Annotated in this window: 8 protein-coding genes; 5 read left to right on the top strand and 3 right to left on the bottom strand. The window is 67.6% G+C overall.

Annotated elements, in window-relative coordinates:
• On the bottom strand, positions 1-841 hold an 841-nt coding region (locus ACLQ6X_RS06670; protein WP_411699391.1), incomplete at its 3' end, for an Hsp70 family protein.
• Positions 842-1,033: 192 nt separating this feature from the next.
• Here ACLQ6X_RS06670 and ACLQ6X_RS06665 point away from each other — a divergent pair.
• From ACLQ6X_RS06665 to ACLQ6X_RS06650, 4 genes are all read left to right on the top strand, one after another.
• A complete protein-coding gene (locus ACLQ6X_RS06665) occupies positions 1,034-2,452 on the top strand; it encodes an MFS transporter (protein WP_411699390.1) in 1,419 nt (472 codons plus the stop codon).
• A gap of 211 nt (positions 2,453-2,663) precedes the next feature.
• The gene (locus ACLQ6X_RS06660; RefSeq protein WP_411699389.1) at positions 2,664-3,455 is read left to right on the top strand and encodes an isocitrate lyase/phosphoenolpyruvate mutase family protein; all 792 of its coding nucleotides are present in this window, start codon (positions 2,664-2,666) and stop codon (positions 3,453-3,455) included.
• Between the two features lie 179 nt (positions 3,456-3,634).
• Positions 3,635-4,066, top strand: a complete 432-nt coding sequence (locus tag ACLQ6X_RS06655) for a MarR family transcriptional regulator (RefSeq protein ID WP_411699388.1) — start codon at positions 3,635-3,637, stop codon at positions 4,064-4,066.
• Positions 4,063-4,482, top strand: coding sequence for a hypothetical protein (locus ACLQ6X_RS06650; RefSeq protein WP_411699387.1), 420 nt, complete (start codon positions 4,063-4,065; stop codon positions 4,480-4,482). The genes ACLQ6X_RS06655 and ACLQ6X_RS06650 overlap by 4 nt, the downstream gene beginning before the upstream one ends.
• On the opposite strand, the gene ACLQ6X_RS06645 is transcribed toward ACLQ6X_RS06650, so the two are convergent.
• On the bottom strand, positions 4,479-5,063 hold the full coding sequence (locus ACLQ6X_RS06645) for a helix-turn-helix domain-containing protein (protein WP_411699386.1): 585 nt from the start codon (positions 5,061-5,063) through the stop codon (positions 4,479-4,481). The genes ACLQ6X_RS06650 and ACLQ6X_RS06645 overlap by 4 nt on opposite strands.
• Before the next feature lie 66 nt (positions 5,064-5,129).
• Here ACLQ6X_RS06645 and ACLQ6X_RS06640 point away from each other — a divergent pair, with 66 nt between their 5' ends.
• Positions 5,130-6,083 carry an NAD(P)/FAD-dependent oxidoreductase gene (locus ACLQ6X_RS06640; RefSeq protein ID WP_411699385.1) on the top strand — a complete coding sequence of 318 codons (954 nt, stop codon included), beginning with the start codon at positions 5,130-5,132 and terminating at the stop codon, positions 6,081-6,083.
• Here the strand turns inward: ACLQ6X_RS06640 and ACLQ6X_RS06635 are convergent.
• Positions 6,070-6,933, bottom strand: a complete 864-nt coding sequence (locus ACLQ6X_RS06635) for a prenyltransferase (RefSeq protein ID WP_411699384.1) — start codon at positions 6,931-6,933, stop codon at positions 6,070-6,072. The genes ACLQ6X_RS06640 and ACLQ6X_RS06635 overlap by 14 nt on opposite strands.
• Between the last annotated feature and the right edge of the window lie 61 nt (positions 6,934-6,994).

The raw sequence follows: 6,994 nt of genomic DNA, 5'->3' as shown, positions 1-6,994 counted from the left end.
GGGTGAGCTTGATCATCAGGTGCTTCGGCCCGGAGGCGTCGGCGGTGATGAACGGAAGGTTCACTTCCGTCTGCATCGCGTTGGAAAGCTCGATCTTGGCCTTCTCCGCCGCCTCCTTGAGGCGCTGGCGGGCGAGCTTGTCTTTGCGCAGGTCGATCCCCTGCTCCTTTTTGAACTCCTCGGCGAGGTAATCGATGATGCGCGAGTCGAAATCCTCGCCGCCGAGGAACGTGTCGCCGTTGGTGGAGATCACGTGGATCTGCGATTCGCCGTCGACGTCGGCGACCTCGAGCACGGAGATGTCGAAGGTGCCGCCGCCGAGATCGTACACGGCGATCTTCATCTCGGGCTTGGTGCGGTTCTTGTGGTCGACGCCGTAGGCGAGGGCCGCGGCGGTCGGCTCGTTGATGATGCGCAGCACGTTGAGGCCGGCGATCTCGCCGGCGTCCTTCGTGGCCTGGCGCTCGGCGTCGTTGAAGTACGCGGGTACGGTGACGACCGCGTCGGTGACGGGCTCGCCGAGGTACTGCTCTGCGTCACGCTTGAGCTTGGCGAGGATGCGGGCCGAGATCTCCTGCGGCGTGTACTTCTTGCCGTCGATGTCTACGGTCCAGGTCGTGCCCATGTGGCGCTTGACGCTGGAAATGGTGCGGTCGACGTTGGTGACGTTCTGGCGCTTGGCGGTCTCGCCGACCAGCACGTCGTTGTCTTTGGTGAAGGCGACGACAGACGGGGTCGTGCGGAAGCCTTCCGCGTTTGCGATAACGGTGGGTTCTCCACCCTCGAGAACTGCGACAACCGAGTTCGTTGTTCCCAGGTCGATTCCTACTGCACGAGCCATGTGCTCTATCTCCTCTTGTCAAAACTTCTTACGCATCAGTGCTCAGTTGGTACTTGAGCCGCGCTGTATCAAGTTTGAAAGCACGAGAATCCTTTGTCAAGTCGATGCCCCAGAACTTGAGCCACTCTGGCTCAACTCTCAGCTAAAGCATGGCGACACCGAATGTTTCCTGCCGCCCACTACCCTGTGACCATGATCGACAGAACCCCGGATGACGCGTCCGCCACCGCCAAACCGGTGCCGACACTGGCCAACACCGGCGCTATCGCCGCCGTGGGCCTCGACCTGCAGGAGGGCAAGGTCATCCCGCGCAAGCAGGTGGTCTCCTGGGCGCTCTGGGACTGGGCGACGCAGCCCTTCAACACGGTCATCCTCACCTTCGTGTTCACGGCTCTCTACCTGACATCCGATGCCTTCATCTCGCCCGAACTCGCGGCGCTCCCCGAAGGCGACACCCGGCGTGTGCTCGCGATCGACGCGCTCTCGGGCCAGTTCGGCTTCGCGATCTTCATCGCCGGCCTGCTCGTCGCCGTGCTCGCGCCCGTGATGGGCCAGCGCTCCGACGCCTCAGGCCGCCGCAAGTTCTGGCTGCTCGTCAACACCGCCATCGTCGTCGTCTGCATGGCGCTGCTGTTCTTCGTGCAGGCCGGCCCGGCGTTCTTCGTGCTCGGTGCCGCCCTCGTGGCGATCGGCAGTGTCTTCCAGGAGATCGCCAACGTCAGCTACAACGCGATGCTCGTGCAGGTCTCCACCAAGAAGACGGTCGGCAAGGTGAGCGGCCTCGGCTGGGGCCTCGGCTACATCGGCGGCATCGTCGCGCTCGTGATCGTCGTGGTGCTCACGCAGCTCGAGTGGTTCGGCATGTCGACCGACAACGGCATGGCCTACCGCGTCATCGCCCTCGGCTGCGCGGTGTGGACGATCGTGTTCGTCATCCCGATCATCCTCAACGTGCCCGAGATCGAGGGCTCGGGCACGCGCGAGAAGGTCAACTTCTTCCGCAGCTACGTTCTGCTGGCGAAAGACATCAAGCGCCTCTGGGTCGAGAGCCGCGACACCTTCTGGTTCCTCGTCGCCAGCGCCGTCTACCGCGACGGGCTCGCCGGCGTCTTCGCCTTCGGCGCCATCATCGCCACCGGCACCTTCGCGTTCACGAGCAACGAGGTGCTCATCTTCGGTGTCGCCGCCAACCTCGTCGCCGGCGTCAGCACGATCGTCTCAGGCCGTTTCGACGACAGGTTCGGCCCGCGCGCCGTCATCCTGTTCTCGCTCATCGGCCTCGTGATCGCCGGTTCGGCCACCTTCCTCTTCCATGACGGCGGCAAGAACCTGTTCTGGGTCTTCGGGCTGCTGCTCTGCGCGTTCGTCGGCCCGGCGCAGTCGGCGAGCCGCTCACTGCTCGCGCGGGTCACCCCCGCCGGTCGCGAGGGCGAGATCTTCGGCCTCTACGCCACGACCGGCCGCGCCGCCAGCTTCCTCTCCCCCGGACTCTGGGCCCTGCTCATCGCCCTGTTCGGCTTCCAGTACTGGGGCATCCTCGGCATCGTGCTCGTGCTGGCGGTCGGCCTGGTGCTCATGCTCTTCGTGCGCGTCGCCCCGAAGGCCTCCTAGCCCGCCCCCTGCCAAATGGCGTTTCTGCCAAATGAAGGAGAAGTAGGGTGCGAGTCACAGATTGACTGGGATGCAGGGGCCTCGTCGCCGATATCTCCTTCATTTGGCAGGTCAGAGGGGCGGATGACGCGGCGAGCGCAACACGACGCGCGGCGACGTCACCGTCCGTAACCCGCGAGACACGGTCAGGTTCAGGGGGTTAGCTGGAGGCATGACTACGACAACCGCCGCCAAGGCCGAACTCCTCCGCTCGCTGCACGTTCCCGGATCGCCGCTCATCGTCACCAACGTCTGGGACGCGGTGACCGCCCGCATCGTCGCCGGAGCCCCCGGCGTGAAGGCGCTCGCCACGGCGAGCCACGCCGTCTCGTTCGCCCACGGCGTCGCCGACGGCGAGGGGCTCAGCGTCGACCAGGCCCTCGAGGCGGCGCGGGTCGTGACCTCTGCCGTCGACATCCCGGTCTCGGTCGACTTCGAGAAGGGCTACTCGTCGGACATCGCCGGGCTCGAGGCGAACATCGCCCGCCTGATCGGGGCCGGGGCCGCCGGCCTCAACATCGAGGACAGCGTCGGACCGGCCAAGGCCCCGACCTTCCCGCTCGAGGTCGCCACCGAGCGGGTCGCCGCGGTGCGCCGCGCTGCAGACGCGTCCGGCGTACCTCTCGTGATCAACGCACGCGTCGACACGCTCGCCGGCGGCGGCGAGTGGGACGACGCGATCGCTCGCGCCAACTCCTACCTGGGTGCGGGCGCCGACGTCGTCTTCGTGCTCGGCCTCGGCACCGAGGAGCTCGTGAAGCGCGCCCTCGCCGAGATCGACGGCAAGGTGTCGGTGATCTCGAACCCGTCATCCGTGCCGCTCCAGCGCCTAGCCGACCTCGGCGTCTCCCGCGTCAGCTTCGGACCGGGCGTGCTCGGCCTCACCCTCGCCCACCTGCAGGCCGCGGCCACCCAGCTCACTGCGCTCGGCGACTACCCCGAGGAGCTCGGCTTCCAGTACTGAGCGCCCGCCCCGCGAGCCACCCCGCCCCGCCCCGCCCCGTACCAAATGCAGGAGAAATCGCGTCGAGTCACACGTCGGCGCGGATGCACGGCCCTCCCGCCGCAGATCTCCTGCATTTGGTACGTGCGGGTCGAGGCTGAGCCTTCCGCCACGCGGCCGCCGGAGCGTAGGGTCGCAGCATGAGTGATCGTCGCCCGATTGGATTCTGGCTCAAACTCGTCGACCGCCTGATCGACGAGCAGTTCGCCCTCACCCTCGAAGAGCACGGCATCACGCGCCGCCAGTGGCAGCTGCTCAACGTGCTCGCTGCTGGTCCGGCCAGCGTCGAGCAGCTCGACGCCGAGGTGGCGCCCTTTTTACAGGCGGCCACGGATGACTCGCCAGCCGAGTCATCCGTAGAGCACTTGACCGAACTCATCGAGAGCGCGTGGGTCAACGCCACCCCGACCGGCTATGAACTGACCGATCGCGGCGCGGCGGCGCTCGCGCGGCTCGAGGTCGTGGTGGCCGAGCAGCGCACCCGCAGCACCGCGGGCGTCTCCGAACAGGAGTACCTCACGACCGTGAGCGTGCTCGAACGCGTCGCCCGCAACCTCGGCTTCGAGCGGTGAGATCGCCGCTCGTCGGCATGCTGGTGCTGGGGCTGCTCGCCGGATGCACCGTGGGCGCTATCTCGCAGCTCGACGCCCCCACGACTTTCGGTCCGATCGCACTGGTTGTCACGGTCGCGTTCATGGTGCCCGTCTCGTTGGCCGTCGCGCTCCTGTGCTTCGCCGGCTACGTGCTCGGGCGGCGTCTGGTCTCGCGGGCGGGCGGCGGCGAGAGTTCCGCGGTCATCGCCGGCTTCGCCACAGCGGTGGTCGCCGGTACGATCGCGGTCGGCACGGCCGGTCTCACGCTCGAGTGGTTCAGCCCGGAGAATTGCCTCTGGCCCACCGTGAGCGCGCTGGGCGGCACACTGTGCGGCGCAGCGCTCGCGCTGTTGCTGCGCAACGAGCCGAGAGCCATCACACTCCCGCTCGACTAGGCGCGCTCGGTGCTCGCGCGCACGTGCATCCGCTCGCCCTGACGCCCGAACAGGCTGAGAAATTCGACGCTCTCGTCGCCGGCCCGACCGAACCAGTGCGGAGTGTGGGTGTCGAACTCGGCGGCCTCGCCCGCGGGCAGGATGATGTCGAGCTCGCCCAGCATCAGCCGGAGCTTGCCCTTGATCACGTACATCCACTCGAAGCCCTCGTGGCTCCTCTGACTGGGCTCGCCCTGCGGCACGGTCGCCGGGATGATGTGCTTGAACGCCTGCAGTCCGCCCGCATCGCGTGACAACGGCAGGATTATCTGTCCGTACCGCTTGATCGGCCGGATGTGGATGCGCGGGTCGCCGGTGGCGGGCGCCCCCACCAGCTCGTCGAGCGGCACGCCGTGTGCCCGGGCGAGCGGCAGCAGCAGTTCCAGGTTCGGGCGGCGTTGGCCGGACTCCAGCCGCGAGAGCGTGCTGACCGAGATGCCGGTGGCCACGGAGAGGTCGGCGAGCGTGACGCCCCGCCGCTGCCGCACGGCGCGCAGCCGTGGTCCCACCTCCGCGAGTACGCCGTCCGTCGTGTCATCCATGCCCCCTATCTTGCCAGATCGGCAACGGAGCTTGTCGAATCAGCCAACTGCGTTCGACCATGAGGCATGACGAATTCAGACTTTGACGTGGTAATCATCGGCGGCGGACCGGCCGGACTGAGCGCGGCCGTCGCGCTGGGCAGGGCGCGACGCTCGGTCGTGGTCGTGGACTCCGGCGAGCCGCGCAACGCCCCCGCGCACGCGGTGCACAACTTCCTCACGCGGGACGGCACGAGTCCCGCCGAGCTGCGGCACCTCGGCCGCAAGGAGGCCGCGTCGTACGATGCGACCCTCGTCGACGCGCGGGCCGACAGAGTGCAGAGAACGGATGACGGCTTCGCCGTGACACTGTCGACCGGGGCGGTGCTCACCGGGCGCCGGCTGCTCGTGACGACGGGTCTCGTCGACGAGCTCCCCGACGTGGAGGGCCTGCGCGAGCGCTGGGGCCGGGACGCTCTGCACTGCCCGTACTGCCACGGCTGGGAGGTGCGCGACCGGGTGATCGGCGTGCTCGCGAGCGGTCCACGGGCGATGCACCAGGCGCTGCTCTTCCGCCAGTGGAGCCCGAACATCACCCTGCTGCTGAACGACCAGAAGCTGCCGGACTCCGATCAGCTCGAACTGTTGGCGGCCCGCGGAATCGACGTTGTGCACGGACGGGTCGAACGTCTGGTTGTGGAGGACGACGCCCTTGTCGGCGTGCAGTTGGCGGACGGCGGTGTGCGCGCCATCGAGGCGCTCGTGGTGGGGGCACCGGTGACGGTGAGGGCGGGGCTGCTCGTCGATCTGGGCCTCGAGCTTGCCGAGCACCCGATGGGCGTGGGGCTGCACGTCGCGACCGACGCGAACGGAGCGACCTCGTTGCCCGGCGTCTGGGCGGCCGGTAACGTGACGAATCTGGCCGGCCAGGTGATCACCTCGGCGACCGAGGGCCTGTGGGCGGGCGCGCAGATCAACGCCAGCCTCATCGCCGACGACGAGCGGGCGGCGCTGGCGGCCTACCGCGCTACGGCTGGTTGAGAAACGCGAACCAGATCAGCAGCATGGTCACGAAGAAGCCGCTGAGGAAGTTGAGGGCGAGAAACTTCTTCCAGCCGCGGTTCGCGGATTCGGCCGCGTCATCCGAGATCGACCAGAACGGGGCGCAGACCACCACGTACGGCAGCGCCAGGATCGCGGCGAGCGGTCCGGGCCACTCGGTGAAGAGCAACAGCACGCCGGCGAACCAGTAGGCGAGCACCGCGAACCGCACGGTGGCCTTCGCGCCGATCACCGTGGCGATCGACGAGATGTCGGCCTCGCGGTCGGCGATCACGTCCTGCACCGCGCCGAACGCGTGCGAGGCAAGCCCCCACAGGAAGAAGGCGCCGAGCAGCATCCACAGTTGCGGCGTAAAGGCCGCGCCGGCGAGCACCAGTGCATAGATTGCCGGGGAGACGAAGTGCGTGCTCGAGGTGATCGAGTCGACGAACGGCCGCTCCTTGAAGCGAAGGCCCGGCGCGGAGTAGGCGATGACCGCAAACACGCTCACCGCGAGAACCAACCAGGAAAGGGGGTTACCGACCACCACGAGGAATACGAGGAACGGAACATTGGTGAGCAACGCCGCCCACAGCGTGGGCTTGTGCATGCTGCGATCGAGCAGCGCACCCTCGACGCCGCCCTTGCGCGGGTTGCGCAGGTCGCCCTCGTAGTCGAAGACATCGTTGATGCCGTACATGGCGAGGTTGTACGGGATCAGAAAGTAGATGGTGCCGATCACGAATACGAAGTCGATCTCGCGAACGGTCATGAAGTAGGCGGCCGCGAACGGGAACGCCGTGTTGATCCAGCTGAGCGGACGGGACGAGACGAAGAGCGCCCTAAGCATCGGTGCTCCCCGGGCGGGTGAAGCCGGTCGCGCCGGTCGCGCGGTCGGAGCCGGCCGTGCG

It is taken from the genome of Conyzicola sp. (assembly GCF_046714715.1).
GTDB lineage: Bacteria > Actinomycetota > Actinomycetes > Actinomycetales > Microbacteriaceae > Conyzicola.
The sequence above is the reverse complement of the archived record's forward strand: the minus strand, read 5'-3'. Positions and strand labels throughout refer to the sequence as shown.